Consider the following 14,762-nt stretch of genomic DNA (forward strand, 5'->3'; position numbering starts at 1 on the left):
AAGGATTGGGCCTCGCGCTCAATCCTTTTTTGACGGAAGAATAACTTGAGGGTAGGAGTATGAAAGTAATCGTGGGGCTGGGGAATCCGGGGAGAAAATATAGTGATACCCGGCATAACATAGGATTTCGGGCACTGGAAGAACTGGCCCGGCGCCATACTATTGAAAAAGAAGAGAGTCGTTTCGATTCCATCATCGGGCATATGCGTATTGACGGGGAGAAGGTTTTGCTGGTAAAACCGCTGACCTATATGAACCTTAGCGGTAAGGCGGTTCAGCCCCTTATGCGTTGGTTTAAGCTGGATCTGGCTGAGCTCATAGTGGTTTACGATGATATGGATTTAGCTCCCGGCGCCGTACGCCTGCGGGCTCAGGGAGGCAGCGGGGGACATAAGGGAATGACTTCGATCATTGAGCGTCTGGGGAGCAAAGAATTTGCCCGTATCCGTATCGGTATAGGCCGCCCGGACGATGAGGCCATTGACTGGGTATTGGGGAAATTCAGTACGGCCGAGCAGAAACTCATTAAACAGGCCCTTGACCGTACTGGCGATGCCCTGGAGTGCTGGGTAAGGCAAGGCATAGACCGGGCCATGAATGAGTATAATTAATCAGCAGTATATTTGCCTGTAATCTCAGGGAGAATATTAATAAAATCTAAAGGTTCTGTGAATAACCTTGTGTGAATGAGCGGAAGGTTTAGCTATAATGTGCATCCTACCCTCTTTTATTCCATATTGCGGTTACACCTTCCTGGGAAAGTTTACACTGGAACCTTGAAGGAGCAGGCATAATGAAGATATACCATATTTGTGAGTATTGTCAGCAGATTTACTCCACTATAGAGGTGGAGGGCCCTGAAGGTGCTGTACAGTTAAACGGAACTTGCGATGACTGCGCCAGCGAACTGGGAATAGGCGAGACCTTCAACAGCAGGGGACAGCATTTTTATAGCTAGGGATTGATTTCCCTGCAATGGGAAGTTCCGTTACGTTGTCTGGATCTATTAAATAATAATGAATACGTGGAGGTCTGCAGCAGGCGTCCACCTTTACCGATGGGGGGGTTTACCTAAACCTTTGCATATAGAAATCTTGCAGCAGGTATCAAGGTGCCTGCAGAACAATAATAATGCAATAATAACCGGGCTGGCGGGAAGCGCCCGGAGTTTTGTGCTGGCCGAATTACTTAAAACGCTGCCTGGAAAAATGCTGTGCCTGGTCGCAGGGGAAGAAAAAGCCTATGACCTGAATCGTGAACTGCAGGGGTTTATGGAGCCCGAACGCATATTTATGTTTCTGGGCCGGGATTTCGTATTTATGAAAGAAAACTATTCCCAAGTGGAAACAGGCCGCATCCTCAGCCTGCAGGAATGCTTGCAGCATCCGGTTCGCAGCGGAATAATCATTGCTACTCCGGCAGCCCTTATGTATTATCTGGTCAGCCCCCGGCAAATGCAGGCTGCCACCCTGCAACTGCATCCGGGAGATGAACAGCAGTTGCAGACAATCTTACAAAGACTGGTTGACAGCGGCTATAACAGGGTTACTACCGTAAGCAGGCCAGGCGAGTTCGCTGTTCGGGGAGGTATACTGGATGTTTTTCCCCCGGCTGTAAAAGAAGCCTTGAGAGTAGAGTTTTTCGGCGATTTTGTCGACTCTATCCGCCGTTTTGACATAGGCAGCCAGCGGTCCGGCAAAAAGGAAGACCTTGTAAGAATTACCCCGGCTGATGAACTGTATGGAGAGCAGCCGCAGAGCACACTTATGGACTACCTGCCTGCCAATACCGTATTGTTTCTGGACGAGGCCCGAGATTTTTACCGTTTATATGATAAGAATTTGAAGCGCCACCGGGAGTTTGTGCGCGAGGCAAGGCGGGAAGGCAAGATGATCCGGGAACCGGTCGTAATGGAATTGGAAAACCTGCAAGAGGCCATAAAATCCCGGCCGAGTCTGTACCATTCCTTTTTCCCCGGTAATATCCCCCAGGTGCCGGTTGCCCTGATGGAGCATATCTCCCAGCAGGAGATGGAGCCCTTCTATGCCAATCTCAGTATGCTTTACGGCCGGCTTAAGGAATGGCAGGAAAAAGGCTATCTGGTGCAACTGGCGGTCAAAAGCAAAGTAGCCCGCGAGCAAATACAGAAGGAACTCCTTGATCAGCATATAAATGCGGCGGGTTTTCTCAACCGTACGGTGGAAAAAGGCTTTGTCAGTCAAACCCTGAAGGCTGCGCTGGTTGCCGAAAAGGACATATGGGGTAAAGCCTCCGGGCGCGGCGCTCATCAGCGTAAGAAGTCCCAGGAACGCATACTCCTGGAGGATCTGAAGCTGGGAGATTACGTAGTCCATGAGAATTACGGTATAGGTATCTTCCGCGGCGTAACCCAGGTAGGAAATGATGGGGTAACCCGGGAGTATATTCTTCTGCAATATGCCGGAACCGACAAACTCTACCTGCCGGTAGAAAAGCTGGATTTGCTTTATAAATATACCACCGCGGAAGAGAAGGCCCCCCGCCTGAGCAAATTGGGAGGCAGTGAATGGGAGCGCACCCGGAGGAAGGTTTCCGAATCTATCCGGGAAATGGCCGAAGACCTCCTGCGCCTTTATGCCAGCCGGGAGGCCAGTGAAGGCTATACCTTTTCGCCGGATACCCCCTGGCAGCGGGAATTCGAACAGGCTTTTCCTTATGAGGAAACCCCGGATCAGCTAAAGAGCATAAATGATGTTAAACAGGATATGGAAGGCAGACGCCCCATGGACCGCTTGGTCTGCGGAGACGTGGGTTACGGCAAGACCGAGGTTGCCATGCGCGCAGTTTTCAAGGCTGTCATGGACGGGAAGCAGGTAGCCGTGCTGGTTCCCACCACGGTTCTGGCCGAGCAGCATCACCAGACCTTCAGCGAGCGCTTTCAGGAGTACCCCTGCACCATAGAGGTATTAAGCCGTTTTCGCTCCGGCAGTGAGCAGAAGCGAATCATTGCCGATATCAAAAAAGGGGTGACCGATGTCGTTATCGGCACCCACCGCCTGCTGTCGCGAGATATACAATTCAAAGACCTAGGCCTTTTAGTGGTTGATGAGGAGCACCGCTTCGGCGTAGCTCAGAAAGAAAAAATCAAGGCATTAAAAGAAACGGTAGACGTAGTATCTCTATCTGCTACCCCCATTCCCCGCAGCCTGCATATGGCGTTAACCGGTCTGCGCGATTTGAGCATAATAGAGACCCCGCCCCCGGAGCGTTACCCGATTACCACCTATGTGCTGGAATATAACGATGATATAGTCTCCCGGGCGATAGAAAGCGAACTGGAACGTCAGGGCCAGGTATTCTTTGTCCACAACCGCATAGAGGATATTTACCGGGTGTATGAACATCTGCAGGAAATCCTTCCTGATGTGAAGATAGCGGTTGGACACGGCAGGATGAGAGAAGATGAACTTTCCCGTATGGTGATGGACTTCCTGCAAGGAAAATACCAGATTTTTCTCTGTACCACTATAATCGAGTCGGGTCTGGATATGCCCAATGTCAATACCATCATAATTGACGAGGCTGATAAAATGGGGCTGGCCCAGCTATACCAGCTGCGAGGAAGGGTGGGGCGGTCTGACCGTATCGCCTATGCTTATCTCACTTACCGCCCGGATAGAATTATTACCGAAACGGCGCAGAAGCGCCTCAATGCCGTTCGGGAATTCAACGAGCTGGGTTCGGGGATGAAGATAGCCCTGCGGGATCTGGAAATAAGGGGAGCGGGCAACATCCTGGGACCGGAGCAGCACGGCTATATACATGCCGTAGGTTTTGACCTTTACTGCCGTCTGCTGGAACAGGAGACCGCCCGGCTTAAAGGGCAAAGCCCCCGGGAGGAAATCACTACCCAGATGGATATTGATGTCGACTATTATATACCGGAAGCCTATATTCCCGACTCTGGCGCTAAAATGCGGCTTTACCGGCGCCTTCTGCTGGCCAATGAACAGCAGGAGATAGAAGAAATACGCAGTGAACTGTGGGACCGTTTTGGCCATCCCCCCCAGCCGGTGGAAAATTTCCTGCAAATAGCGTCATTGCGCATTATGGCACGTAACAAGGATATAAAATCCCTGCGCCGCAAAGGCCGCGAGGTGGAGATTAAGACGGTCGGCAAGCTGCCTTCGCATCTTAGCGCCGTAAGCCGGGAGTTTAAATTTCGCCGGCTTAATGACCATACCCTCGTACTTAATCTGGACGGCTCTGCTTCTTTACAGGCCCTGGGTGAAATTCTGCAGATAATATAGATGGATAGTTCTTTAGCCGGTCTGCTTTCGCAGCTTGACAGCTATCAGTATTACCGTCAGATACAGCAGATTAACAGTAAGGCTTATTAACGGCGTTGTGACTGAACCCAGAGCATAAAATTCCATATCCGAATTGTACATATAAAGGGATATCACCGTAAGAAAAAAACCCAGGGGAAGAACCAGGGGGTTAAGGCGGGGGAGTTCTATGTAATCCTTCAGGGCCAGGGATGCAGCCAGGTAGTTTATCATCAGCACGGTAAACCCGCAAATAAACCAGAGGATGAAAAAGAACAGTTCCACCCTTTGAAAATCAGCCAGGGCCAGCGTGCGCAGTGATGAATAAAGAGGGAATCGGAGCAGGATAGTCATCTCAGGACCCAGCACGGCCATGATTAGAAGGCTTCTCAGGGCAACGACCGAAACTCCCGCCAGATAGCAGATGTATATAGGGCGCTTCTTTTCAGCTAAATCATTTACAAAGGGGAGGAACAGGGCCAGGCTGCTGATGCTGGAATAGGGCCAGCCGGCACTTTCAATGACCCCTCCCAGCAGGGCTTTCCAGTCAGCCAATACCGGCTGCAAGCGGCTGAAGTCGGTTACGATAAACATAAGGATAAAGCTCATGATGACCAGCAGCAATACCACAGGCGCCAATACTTCAGTTAGCCGGCCTACTGCATTTACCCCTTTATAGATGCAGTAAGCAGCAGCCAGCATCATCAAAGGCCGCAGTATGTTGCAGGTAACAAAGGGCAATATGGTTCTGATGATAATACAGGCATCGAAGAGGTACACTATGGTAGCGTATAAAATCGCGGTAATATAAATAAAATTTAAAAGCTTGCCTGCCAGTTTACCCAGACAGAGCTCGGTGGTTTTTATTATGCTCTGACCCGGAAAAGCCTTCTGCACACCTATTATAACAGCAATTATATACAGGCCTACCAGCGCTGCCAGCAGGTTGGATATCCAGGCGCTGCGTCCTGCAGCGGTAGCAGGCGCCAGAACCAGAGCGTTGCCTACCAGGATCATGAATAATATAAAGGCAGCCTGCCGGGAGGACAGAGTTGTACTCTGCATAATATCCATCTCCTCAAAGTCTGGTGAAAAACTTCCCGGGAAAAGTAGCCCCAATCTGCTTTAAAAGTTCTTTTCCCCCTGTGTTTTTAACCGTCCGTCTAAAACGGTGCCTAATATCTCAAATGAAAGAAATTTTCGTACTGCTGTCCCAGGGGAAAAATCTTATAAACCAGAGCTTTGGGGTCAGGCAAAAGGTGAAGCTGAAGGGAATAATCTACTCCATAGGCCCAGGATAAAAGAACCAGGACAGCCACCGTCAGTATTTCTTTCCACTCTTTCCTCCTGAGGATTGCCGGACCTTCAAATAGGGCTATTAGAAGCGTAAAAACTATCATTAACCCGATAATAAGTATTCCTCCTTCAAAACTATCTGAATTTAAAAGAACTGGCACTCAGGTAAGTCTTGTCTACCCGGCAGTTTACCCTAATATTAGCCTTGACTTGCGGGTACAATTGCTCCCAGTTGCCCTGCATCTTTTCCCACTGGACAGGATGATGGCGGTAAATGATTCGCCCCCATCCCAGGATATCGCTATTGAGGGTCTGAGCCTTATCTATGCAGGCCCGGACTTCTTTCCTGATTTCCCGGGCGGCGGCTATCTCCAAATCCCGCCGCTGATATAGCCCTATCAGTTTATTATCTCCTTGCTGTTCATAAAAATTAAGTATCGCGTTGATTTCAATATCCATAACTACCAGCCCGTTCTGGGAACGGGGAAGCTGCTTGCAGCTGAACTTTATCGGTTCAAAGGCAACCCTTCCTTTTCCCTGGGGCATGCTGGTCACCAGCAGCCCCCCCCTGTTCTTTACCGGGCATAGCCAGCGGAAGCCACGGCTTTCCCTTTCATTTAAGGCTCCCACCATATGGCGTTCCCGGAAAAGGGCGGTTCCCTGCAGTTTTAAGATTGGGCCCGATTTGGAGGTAGCTGTCGCCAACATAGGCAGTACCGGGTCAACCCCCGGAGTAGCAAGCTTGAATAAGAACTCCGCTATGGTAACGGAGACATAGCTTCCCCGGGTAGTTTCTTCAAAATCCAACAAATCCTCCAGGCAGCGAGCCGAACACCCGGTAAGGGGGTCATTGACGGAAAAGACTTGGTCGGGTCTGGCGTTTTTAGCTACCAGCATGGTTGAATCCATACGTACATTGCGATTACGGGCGAGAAAGTCGGCTATCCGGGCCAAGTCGCTACGGGCCAGCTGCTCTCCTATGACCAGACTGCTGGCATGGGGCCAGAGCGGGACGCGGGGCATGATTAAAGTGATATTGCGGGCAGCTTCGGTTATAGTCCGGCCGGTGCTGGTTAGAACCGTATTTTTCGGCTTTACCGGTTCGCCCTCGGCGGCAGCAGAGGCGGTTTCCACCTGTACCGAAAAATGCATCTGCCCGTCATCCAGCACATCAGCTCCCAGACCGGCTACGATAGCCGTGTTGTTAACCTCAGTCAGATTCCAGCAGCCGCAGCAGTTCATAGTCAGAATTGAAATGAGGAGCGCTGCGGTTATATGTCTATACACAGGCCCACCTCGCCAGTGCTTCCATACCAGGTGCGGGAAGAGCGCCCAACATGGTCAATAGAGTCTCGATAGGGTTATAGATGTTCCAGCCGTAAAATTGGGCCAGGGCCAAATATACTCCGACCAGGTAAAAGAACAAGAAAACCGCCAGGGCATGGTAGCGACGCTGCCGCAAAAGGGTTGGCAGTTCCAGGGCCAAAACCACAATAAAAATAAAGATAAGGATCGCAAGCACTTTGAGCCTCCATATGTTCTCCGCAGCCTCCCTGTCTATCTAACGGAAGACAAAAGAGTCAGCGGTGAGGTAAGTCCGGCGTATAGAAAATTTGACCTTCACGTCCGCCTGCACCCGGGGAAAGATTTCATACCAATCAGATTTAACCTGTTCCCAGGTATGAGGAGAGGCAATATCCACTGCCCGGCCCCAGCCGAAGATATCGCTGTTAAGGGATTGAGCCCGGGCAATGCTGGCATTGCATTGGCGGGCAATCTCCCGGCTGGCTAGTTCCTCCATTTTTTTGACATTTTCCGCAGTCAAAACCGGGCCGGCGGAATCCTGTTCATAGAAGTTGCCTTCGGCATTAATTTCTAATTTTATTCTAATTTCATCACCCTTAATAACTGCCCGGCTTTGCCCCCGGGAACGGATTACCTCCAGAGTAACCTGTTGCCGGGGATCGATGGGAGAGGGGATGATGATTATTCCGCCCTGGGCTAAGCCTGTTTTCATCCAGCGGTAGCCCTGGGTTTCATCTTTATCCAGTGAACCCACCATTTTTTTACCCTTGAAGGCGGCGGTTCCGTTAAGGGTAGGAAGCACCCGGTCCCCCTGCCTGACTAGGCTTACCTGGGGCAGCAGGGGGTCTATTCCAGCCGTTGAAAGGGCAAAAATGAATTCTCCCAGACTTACTGTGGTGTATATGCCCAATTGTTTTTCCTGTGTGCGGACCAAATCCCGTATACCCAGGCTGGAGTAAGGTTCCAGGGGGGTCTGGGATGACATTATCTCTTCTGCGGTATTGCCGCGGGCAACGAAAATCCGGGCGCTTTTACGGATATCAGTGTTGCGGGCCAAAATATCGGCTATCAGGCTCAGATCCCGCTGAGCCAAGGTATCACCCAAAAAAAGAATAGAAGCATGGGACCATAGAGTTTGCCGGGGAATAGACAGAGAAATATTGCGGGTGGCCTCACTGGCAGTCCTGCCTAAACCGGAAGCAGTTATGAACGGTAGCTCTTTACCGCTTTTCTCGGGAGGGACCGGTTTGGCCATCTGGATGCTTATTTTGATCTGTTCCCCTTCCAAATCGGCTCCTATACCAAGAGCCGCGCTGGTATTATTGACCTCTTTCGCCTGACACCCGGCCAGGGGCAGCAACAGCAGCATTAAAAGCAAGCAACCAAAGCGCCGCATTAGCCTTTTGACTCCTTCCCGGTATTGAGACGAACCTGGTTTTGCATACCCTCCTGGTAGGGGCGCCGGTACATCTTAAACCAGGGTCGCCGCACCAAAATATCCGATATTTCCTGGGTATTCAGCGGAGCAATAGGGGACAGGTACGGTACCCCAAATGACGACAGGGAAACCATTCTAATCAGCAGCAGGATAAAGAGCACCATTATCCCCAGGAAACCCAATAAAGCAGCGGCGAACAGAAAAGCAAAACGGGATATTCGTACTATAATACCCGCGTTATAGCTGGGGGAAACGAATGAGGCGATGCCGGTAAAAGCTACTATCACTACCATGGGGGTGGAAACCAGGCCGGCCCTTACCGCTGCGTCACCAATTATCAAAGCACCCACGATACTGACCGCCGGACCTACTGCCCGGGGCAGGCGTAATCCGGCTTCACGCAGCATTTCAAAAGTTAGCTCCAACAGAAGGGCCTCCACGAACGAGGGGAAGGGAACCCCTTGCCGGGAAGCGGCAATGGTAAGATATAATGCCGTAGGAACCATTTCCTGATGATAGCTGATTACCGCTACATATAGCGAAGGCAGGGTCAAGGCCAACAGGAAAGCAACGAAACGGCCTATGCGGAAAAGAGAGGCCGGAATATAGTGGATATAATAATCTTCGGGAGAAATCCAGTAGCGTGGGAACGAGGTTGGCAGGGCCAGAACCATGGGAGAGCCATCTACCGCAATGCATACTCTGCCTTCCAACATGTGGGCTACTGCCCGATCCGGTTTTTCAGTATGTTCAGTCTGAGAGAAGATAGTGGACTTGTTATCCATAATCAGCTCTTGAATATAATTGCTGTCCAAAACTGCATCGATATCTATTTTTTGCAGGCGGCGGCGGATTTCATCCACTAATTGCGGGGGGGCGATAGTTTCGATATAACAGAAAACGACATCCGTTTTGGAAATCCTTCCCAGAACCAGGCTCTCGATTTTAAAATTACTGGATTTCAGGCGCCGCCGCATCAAGGCCGTGTTGGAGCGCAGGTTCTCAACAAAACCCTCCTTGGGCCCGAATATGACCAGTTCATTTTCAGGGGTGCTTACATTACGGGCATCCCAGCCCCGGGTTCCTGCCACCAGGGCTTGGCTGTAGCCGTCTAGCAGAATCACGCTGTCGCCGGAGCTTATAGCCTGAATAAGCGCATCATAGGTCGACACGCCTTGCTTTAATTCAGCGACATTCACTATGCACTGTTCAACGGCAGTCAGCAGGTCGTGCTGTTCCAGCTTGCTCTGCGGGTCTTTGGTCATCTCCACTTCCAACTGCAGGGATTTGATAATATTGTCGTCCAGCATCTTACGCTGCACCAGACCGTCGAAATAAACTATAAGGCAGCGGGTAGGGGGATGGCTGCCCAGCAGCAGTTCCCGGAAAATAGCGTCGGAGCAGCGCTGCAGCATGGTCTGCAGCTGACTTATGTTCTCTTGTATATCGGTGGACAGAGGCCGGGGTATTTTTGCTTCCGGCGGTTTAACCTGATTATTTTCCTTCTTGATAAAGCGCATATTTTTACTCCTGTTATTTAAGATTGGCTATTTTAGTTTAAACATACTCAATACATTTATACGGATTCTGCGCTCGGTCTTACTATTTAGCCGCCACTTCAGGGCTGGAGCCGTGGCCTTGAATCTCCGTGTTTTGATTTACCGGCTGTTTGAATAGGGTAATGATAAAAACAACCAGGGGGATCAGCAATAGAAAAAAGTAATAGATCGGGGGTAAAACCCGTTTTATAACCAGGTTGAGCTCCAGAATATTGGGACTTATCATAATGGAGGCCACCCCGATAATTATCGCCGTAGGCGCTGCCAGAAAACGGTAGTCATGGAGATTAAAAACCTTCTGGATAGTATAGCAGGTCATGAACCACCAGATGGCAAGTACGCCAAAAATACCAAGTATCCAGATTCCTATAAAAATAATGTCGATATTCTGGATAAAGTCGCCGATGCTTATCAAGCGTATGGTTACAAAAGTAGGAAAGGTAAAGAGGTTGACGTTTTGTCCCCCCAGAACCACGATGGTACCCAGGACAGTTAACCCCATAACCAGGACGTGGGTCAGCATTGCCTGAGCCATGGTTGCCACCAGGTGTTTTTGCTGGTCGAAAAAATAGGCCAGGGTCAGCACCGGCATCATATTTAGCAGGGGTATGGTAGCATATTGCAATCCCAGGGCGAAATCTTGGTAGCTCATATAGCCGAACGGTTGCAGATTGCTGAAATCAGGGTTATGAGCGAGTGTCAGTAAAAGCATAAGCAGTGTAAAAGGCAAACCCACATAGGTGATTATTTCTATCGTACGGGCTATGTTGGTGAGCCCGGACTTAATCCCGGCAAAGCCGGAGAAAAGCATTATCCCAATAAAAATACTTATCGGGGTACCGGGAAGGACATTGGTTTCAATAAAATCCACGAAGATGCGCAAGGCAAAACTGCTGGCAAGAAGAAAAAACAGTATATACAAGCAGGCGACGGCTTTACCCGCCCACCGGCCCAGGTGTTCCTCTAACAGGACAGGAAAGGGATGGCGGCTTTTTTTTATAATAGCGGTATAAAGATAAATAATGATGCTTCCGGGTATCAGGGAAACAACTATAGCCAGCCAGGCGTTGTTCTCGAGCGGAGCAGCAATTAGTTTGGGCACTATAAGGAAAGCAAGAGGGGTAGTCATTATCAATAACATGCAGTAAAGTTGAAACCTATTGATTTTTTTCATATATCCCACCCATATAGAATTAATGTTTTTAGTCTTACCTAAACCAATAAATATATTATGGGTTTTGGTTAACCCCCAATTAAAAAAATGATATACGTATTAATATCATAGAGATGTTTGGGCAGGGCTCTTGAAAAAATCATGCTGCCTTAAGCAGGGAATTATCTACAAGCCTGAAAGGCCAATGGGGAAAGCTTAAAACCCCATTAATCAGGGATTCCAAAAAAATTCACACTTTGATGGTAAAAAGTGAATAAAAGGGTATTTTGAGTTATATACTATCACTGAGAAATAAAACAGCATTTTCAATTTTTCAAAAAAGGAGGGATAATTGTAAAATGAAAGCAACAGGAATCGTACGCCGCATTGACGACCTGGGAAGAGTCGTTATTCCCAAGGAAATACGCAGAACTTTACGCATTCGCGAGGGTGACCCTCTGGAAATCTTTGTTGACCGTGAAGGTGAAGTTATTTTAAAGAAATATTCTCCCATCGGAGAACTGGGGGATTTTGCTAAAGAATACGCAGACTCGCTGCACGAAACTATCGGTCATATTTCCATGATAGCTGACCGGGATGTTATCATAGCGGTAGCTGGCGCTAACAAAAGGGAGTTCCTGAGCAAGGCTATAGGACCCGCTGTTGAACGGGCTCTGGAAGAGAGAACCACCTTGATAATGAATGAATTGCAGCCGGCGGATGACGATAGTGTGTATGTGATTCAGAATGATGACCGGGAGTACACCATTAAATCACAGGTCATTGCGCCTATCATCACCCAGGGTGACCCAATTGGAGCGGTAATCATTGTTACCAAGGAAGCGGGAATAAAACTGGGTGACATGGAGGTTAAACTGGCTGAAACCGCCGCTGGTTTTCTGGCCAAACAAATGGAACAGTAATCGCGTTAAGCAAAGAGCGGTCTTATATTATAGGATCGCTCTTTTTTATGAACTGGATTATTAATAATCACAGATTACATCCTCTGCGGGGACAGCATGCAGCCCGGCACGGCCTCCGGCCAAGAATGAATCAGTATCTGCGGCTTTTTGAAGGTGCCCGTGCCCGGTTATTGAGGACTTAAAGACATCAGAAATTAATAATTCAAACTGGCGTGTGATATAATAAAGCTCACGAACATTGGGGAGGAACAAAATGGAGACGAAGAAAAACTTCCTCCGGGGAGCCCTGGTCTTGAGCATTGCCGGAGCCATTAGTAAAATACTGGGGGCGGTTTACCGCATTCCTCTGGCTCGTTTGCTGGGGGGGGAAGGCATGGGCCTTTATCAAATGGCCTATCCTATATATACAACCATACTGGCCCTGGCCACTGCCGGGGTACCGGTAGCCATATCGGTGCTGGTATCACGCAAAGAAACTGAAGGATATGCGGGGGACAGCCGCAAGATATTCCGGGTGTCACTACTGATACTTTTTATTTTCGGGGTGCTTTTAACCCTTCTGGTCATGCAATCCGCTCACTTCATAGCCAACCATATCTTAAAAGAACCGCGGGCCTATTATCCCATTCTGGCAGTAGCCCCGGCCATTTTCTTCTCCGGCCTGATGTCGGTTTTTCGGGGTTATTTTCAGGGGCACCAATCCATGCTGCCTACGGCTGTTTCCCAGGTCCTGGAGCAGCTCTTCCGGGTAGCGGCAGTGCTTATCCTGGCCTTTTTCCTCTTTCCCCGGGGTCTGGAGTACTCTGCTGCCGGGGCTACCTTCGGTGCTGTGGTAGGAGGTATAATCGGGCTGATTGTACTCAGCATCTACTATCTTAACTTCCGGGCCAAAAATAAGAAACAGGGACAGATTCTCCAATATTCAGGGGCCAGCTCCATACAGCTGGCCCGGGAAATGGTTACCCTGGCCATTCCCGTTTCTTTTGGCGCCGTAGTCCTGCCTTTGGTGCAGATGCTGGACGCCGTCATTGTCCCCGGCCGCTTAATGGCTATAAACTACACTACCTCCCAGGCTACCGCCCTGTATGGTCAGCTCTCCGGCATGGCGGCTGTCCTTATCAGCCTGCCTACTATTTTTACCATTTCCATTGCCACCAGCCTGGTACCGGCGGTATCTGAAGCTCTGGCCCTGAACGACCGTCGGCTGCTAAATGCGCGAATCAACAACGGCTTTAGGGCTGGTATGCTGATATCCTTTCCCTGTGCGGCCGGGTTATATATACTGGCTTTTCAGATATGTGATTTGCTTTATGCCACTCCGGAAGCCGGTCTGCCTCTGGAGCCGCTGGCTTTTTCCTGTATTGTGCTGGCGGCCTTTCAGCTTTCCAGCGCCGGGCTGCAGGGTATAGGACATCCTGAGATAGCCATGCGCAACCTGATAATAACCGGCATACTTAAGGTAATCTTTAACTATACCCTTACCAGCGTCCCCATGCTGAACATCCAGGGGGCGGCTATAGGAACGGTTACTGCTTTCCTGGCAGGCTCCCTGCTTAATATGATTTACCTTAAGAAATTGACCGGAATGGACTATGAAAACGGCCGCCTGGTTAAGATAGGGTTGGTAACTGCGGTTATGGCTTTTGGAGTAAAGTTCTCCTATCAGGGTATGGTCGGGGTGGATATCAACTCGCACATTGCCACTTTGCTGGCGATAACAGTCGGCATAGGCATATACGGCATACTGCTGCTGCTGCTTAAAGAACTGGACCTGGATATGGTGAAGAGAATCGTCAGGAACTAAATATCCGGCAGAGAATTCATTAGGAGCAACGGGGAAAAATTTTTAGCCCCATGACCGCAGGGCCGTATCCAAAGGGCATACTCATAAGGCGCAGGCAGGCAAGCAGCCACGGATGAAAACAGGTCGATTCTACGGTTATTTTCCCAATTGTAAGGAGGAACTGTAATGGATGATGCGGGTCAAGCCATAAATGAGCTAATCGAGATAATGGACAGACTGCTGGGGCCGGAAGGCTGTCCCTGGGATCGGGAGCAGACCCATGAGTCCCTGATCCGTTATTTGATTGAGGAAAGCTACGAAGTCATCGAAGCTATAAACGAAGGGGACATGCATAAACTGCGGGAAGAACTGGGAGACTTGTTATTGCAGGTAGTCTTCCATACAGCGCTGGGGCGGAAGGAAGGGTATTTTGACTTCAGCGACGTGGCTGCCGGAGTAAGCCGGAAAATGATAAAGCGCCATCCCCACGTTTTCGGAGACGCGGAACGACTGGAAACCGGAGATGATGTTATGGAGGTCTGGGAGGGATTCAAGCGCCGGGAGGGGAAAAAATATCTCCTGGAGGGCATACCCAAAAATCTGCCGGCCCTTATGCGGGCTGAAAAAGTACAGGAAAAAGCGGCCCGGGTCGGTTTTGACTGGCCTTCTGTGGATGGAGCCGTGGAAAAATTCAAGGAAGAAGTGGACGAGCTGTGTCAGGCGGTGAATAGGGAAGAGAAAATAGAAGAATGGGGAGATATTTTCTTTGCTCTGGTAAATGTCGCCCGCCTGCAAAACATTGAACCGGAACAGGCACTGCAGGCCAGTAATGACAAGTTTACCCGTCGGTTTAATTACATAGAGAACCGGATTAAGAGCAAGGGTAAAGATTTCCCGGAGATGAGTCTGGAAGAAATGGACTCCATATGGGAAGAAGCCAAGACCAAAGGGCTATAAAGACAGGGAAATAATGATTAATTTATATCTTTTCACCGGTA

General features: G+C 49.6%; 12 protein-coding genes. 6 read left to right on the forward strand and 6 right to left on the reverse strand.

Features of this window, described 5'->3' with window-relative positions; translation table 11 throughout:
• Positions 1-59: 59 nt before the first annotated feature.
• The 3 genes from pth to mfd all read left to right on the forward strand — a co-directional run bounded on the left by pth (position 60) and on the right by mfd (position 4,289).
• Positions 60-611: an aminoacyl-tRNA hydrolase gene (gene pth / locus ACU70B_RS00815; protein WP_447184472.1), complete on the forward strand. Its 552-nt coding sequence runs from the start codon at positions 60-62 to the stop codon at positions 609-611.
• A 182-nt stretch (positions 612-793) separates the two neighbouring features.
• Positions 794-958, forward strand: coding sequence for a hypothetical protein (locus ACU70B_RS00820; RefSeq protein ID WP_447184473.1), 165 nt, complete (start codon positions 794-796; stop codon positions 956-958).
• Positions 959-1,079: 121 nt separating this feature from the next.
• Complete coding sequence (gene mfd, locus ACU70B_RS00825; RefSeq protein WP_447184474.1) at positions 1,080-4,289, forward strand: transcription-repair coupling factor; 3,210 nt, start codon at positions 1,080-1,082, stop codon at positions 4,287-4,289.
• A 12-nt stretch (positions 4,290-4,301) separates the two neighbouring features.
• On the opposite strand, the gene ACU70B_RS00830 is transcribed toward mfd, so the two are convergent.
• From ACU70B_RS00830 to ACU70B_RS00855, 6 genes are all read right to left on the reverse strand, one after another.
• Positions 4,302-5,372: a GerAB/ArcD/ProY family transporter gene (locus ACU70B_RS00830; RefSeq protein WP_447184475.1), complete on the reverse strand. Its 1,071-nt coding sequence runs from the start codon at positions 5,370-5,372 to the stop codon at positions 4,302-4,304.
• Positions 5,373-5,738: 366 nt separating this feature from the next.
• Positions 5,739-6,890 (reverse strand): Ger(x)C family spore germination protein, encoded by a 1,152-nt coding sequence (locus ACU70B_RS00835; protein ID WP_447184476.1) that lies wholly within the window; start codon positions 6,888-6,890, stop codon positions 5,739-5,741.
• Positions 6,883-7,125 (reverse strand): hypothetical protein, encoded by a 243-nt coding sequence (locus ACU70B_RS00840; protein WP_447184477.1) that lies wholly within the window; start codon positions 7,123-7,125, stop codon positions 6,883-6,885. The genes ACU70B_RS00835 and ACU70B_RS00840 overlap by 8 nt, the downstream gene beginning before the upstream one ends.
• Before the next feature lie 39 nt (positions 7,126-7,164).
• Entirely contained in the window at positions 7,165-8,304 is a 1,140-nt protein-coding gene (locus ACU70B_RS00845) for a Ger(x)C family spore germination protein (RefSeq protein ID WP_447184478.1), read from the reverse strand.
• Positions 8,304-9,866, reverse strand: a complete 1,563-nt coding sequence (locus ACU70B_RS00850) for a spore germination protein (protein ID WP_447184479.1) — start codon at positions 9,864-9,866, stop codon at positions 8,304-8,306. Before ACU70B_RS00850 ends, ACU70B_RS00845 begins: the two co-directional genes overlap by 1 nt.
• Before the next feature lie 82 nt (positions 9,867-9,948).
• Positions 9,949-11,079, reverse strand: coding sequence for a GerAB/ArcD/ProY family transporter (locus ACU70B_RS00855; RefSeq protein ID WP_447184480.1), 1,131 nt, complete (start codon positions 11,077-11,079; stop codon positions 9,949-9,951).
• 338 nt (positions 11,080-11,417) lie between these two features.
• Here ACU70B_RS00855 and spoVT point away from each other — a divergent pair, with 338 nt between their 5' ends.
• The 3 genes from spoVT (at position 11,418) to mazG (ending at position 14,721) form a co-directional block, all read left to right on the forward strand.
• Positions 11,418-11,981: a stage V sporulation protein T gene (gene spoVT, locus ACU70B_RS00860; RefSeq protein WP_447184481.1), complete on the forward strand. Its 564-nt coding sequence runs from the start codon at positions 11,418-11,420 to the stop codon at positions 11,979-11,981.
• A 253-nt stretch (positions 11,982-12,234) separates the two neighbouring features.
• Positions 12,235-13,785: a putative polysaccharide biosynthesis protein gene (locus ACU70B_RS00865; RefSeq protein WP_447184482.1), complete on the forward strand. Its 1,551-nt coding sequence runs from the start codon at positions 12,235-12,237 to the stop codon at positions 13,783-13,785.
• Between the two features lie 165 nt (positions 13,786-13,950).
• A complete protein-coding gene (gene mazG / locus ACU70B_RS00870) occupies positions 13,951-14,721 on the forward strand; it encodes a nucleoside triphosphate pyrophosphohydrolase (protein ID WP_447184483.1) in 771 nt (256 codons plus the stop codon).
• The last annotated feature ends 41 nt before the right edge of the window (positions 14,722-14,762 follow it).

The sequence above is a fragment of the Syntrophomonas curvata genome, from assembly GCF_052976825.1.